This window comes from Thauera aromatica, from assembly GCF_023093595.1.
Lineage (GTDB): Bacteria > Pseudomonadota > Gammaproteobacteria > Burkholderiales > Rhodocyclaceae > Thauera > Thauera aromatica_A.
Genome location: NZ_JALLIK010000039.1, coordinates 1 through 1,853, shown reverse-complemented (window position 1 = coordinate 1,853; position 1,853 = coordinate 1). Strand labels below are relative to the sequence as shown.

The following is a 1,853-nucleotide window of genomic DNA, read 5'->3' as shown; positions in this document are numbered from 1 at the left end:
CCGCGCGGTGCCGGCGATCGCGCGCACGCTGCAGGCCGCGCTCGACGACTGGGCGGTGTGCGAGCCGCAGCTGCGCCAGGTGTACGAGGCGGTCAACAGCGGCGCGGTCGAGTCCCAGCCCTTCGACCAGGCCGCCTGCGCCTCGCCCTTGCCGCGCGCCTACCAGTGGGCCGACGGCTCGGCCTATCTCAACCACGTCGAACTGGTGCGCCGCGCGCGCAATGCCGAAGTGCCGGCGAGCTTCTACACCGACCCGCTGATGTACCAGGGCGGCTCGGACGGTTTCATCGGCCCGCGCGACGCGGTGGTGGCCGACGAAGCCTGGGGGATCGACTTCGAGGCCGAAGTCACCGTGGTCACCGGCGACGTGGCGCTGGGGGCGAGCCCGGAAGAGGCGGCGCAAGCGATCCGGCTGGTGATGCTGGTGAACGACGTCAGCCTGCGCAACCTGATCCCGAATGAGCTCGCGAAGGGCTTCGGCTTCTTCCAGAGCAAGCCCGCGTCGGCCTTCAGCCCGGTGGCGGTGACGCCCGACGAGCTCGGCGCGGCGTGGAAGGACGCCAAGGTGCATCTGCCGCTGGTGGTGCATCTGAACGACAAGCTGTTCGGCAAGCCGAACGCCGGTGTGGACATGACGTTCGACTTCGGCCGGCTGGTCGCCCACGTGGCCAAGACGCGCGCGCTCGAGGCCGGCTCGATCATCGGTTCGGGGACGGTGTCGAACAAGCAGGGCGACCTGTGGGGCTCGTCGATCGAGCACGGCGGTGTCGGCTACTGCTGCCTGGCGGAGCTGCGCACCTACGAGACCATCGAGCAGGGCAAGCCGGCGACCCCGTTCATGCGTGACGGCGATACCGTGCGCATCGAAATGTTCGATCGCGAGGGCCGCAGCGTGTTCGGCACGATCGAGAACCGGGTGGCGGCGCTCGGGGGCTGAGGCGATGAAGCTCTACACCTACTTCCGCAGCTCGGCCGCCTACCGCGTGCGGATCGCTCTCCACCTCAAGGGGCTGGACTACGAGGCGGTCCCGGTCCACCTGACACGCGACGGCGGGGAGCAGCGTCGGCCCGAGTATCTGGTGCTGAATCCGGCCGGCCTGGTGCCGGCGCTGGAGGATGCGGGGCGGGTGCTGACGCAGTCGCTCGCGATCATCGAGTATCTGGACGAGACCCATCCGCAGGCGCCGCTGTTGCCCGCGCAGGCGCTCGACCGGGCGCGCGTGCGCGAGATCGCCCAGATGATCGCCTGCGACCTCCACCCGATCAACAACCTGCGGGTGCTGCAGTACCTCGGGCGGGAGTTCGGCGCCACCGAAGCGCAGCGCAATGCGTGGTACCGGCACTGGGTGGAGCTCGGCCTCGCCGCGGTCGAGGCCCGCCTCGCCGGCGACGGGCGCAGCGGGGCGTTTTGCCACGGCGACCGTCCCGGCCTGGCCGACTGCTGCCTCGTGCCCCAGGTGTTCAACGCCCGGCGTTTCGACTGCGACCTCTCTGCGATGCCGACGGTGCGCGCAATCGCCGCCCGGTGCGAGGAGCTGGAGGCGTTCCGGCGCGCGGCGCCGGCGGCGCAGCCTGATGCCGAGTGAGGCCTGGCCGGGCGGTCCGGTAACGGCCGCGTCCGGCGTGCGCGGGAAGGCGCGCCCAGAATCGCATACGCATATGAATGAGTGGCATCGATGAAGACTGATCAACCTCTCTGGACCCCTTCCGCCGAGCGCATCGCCGCGGCCAACGTCACCGCTTTCCGCCTCGCGGCGGAGAGGCGCTGGGGCGTGTCCCTGCCCGACTACGGTGCGCTGTACGCCTGGTCGGTGGCGCAGCCCGAGCAGTTCTGGGTCAGCGTGTGGGACGGC

Annotated in this window: 2 protein-coding genes; both read left to right on the top strand. The window is 70.5% G+C overall.

Annotated features, from left to right (window positions below; all coding sequences use genetic code 11):
• The coding region (locus MXC99_RS00445) for a fumarylacetoacetate hydrolase family protein (protein ID WP_247723676.1) at positions 1-937 on the top strand (937 nt) is incomplete at its 5' end.
• A gap of 4 nt (positions 938-941) precedes the next feature.
• Positions 942-1,586, top strand: coding sequence for a maleylacetoacetate isomerase (gene maiA / locus MXC99_RS00440; protein ID WP_075146770.1), 645 nt, complete (start codon positions 942-944; stop codon positions 1,584-1,586).
• Positions 1,587-1,853 lie beyond the last annotated feature (267 nt).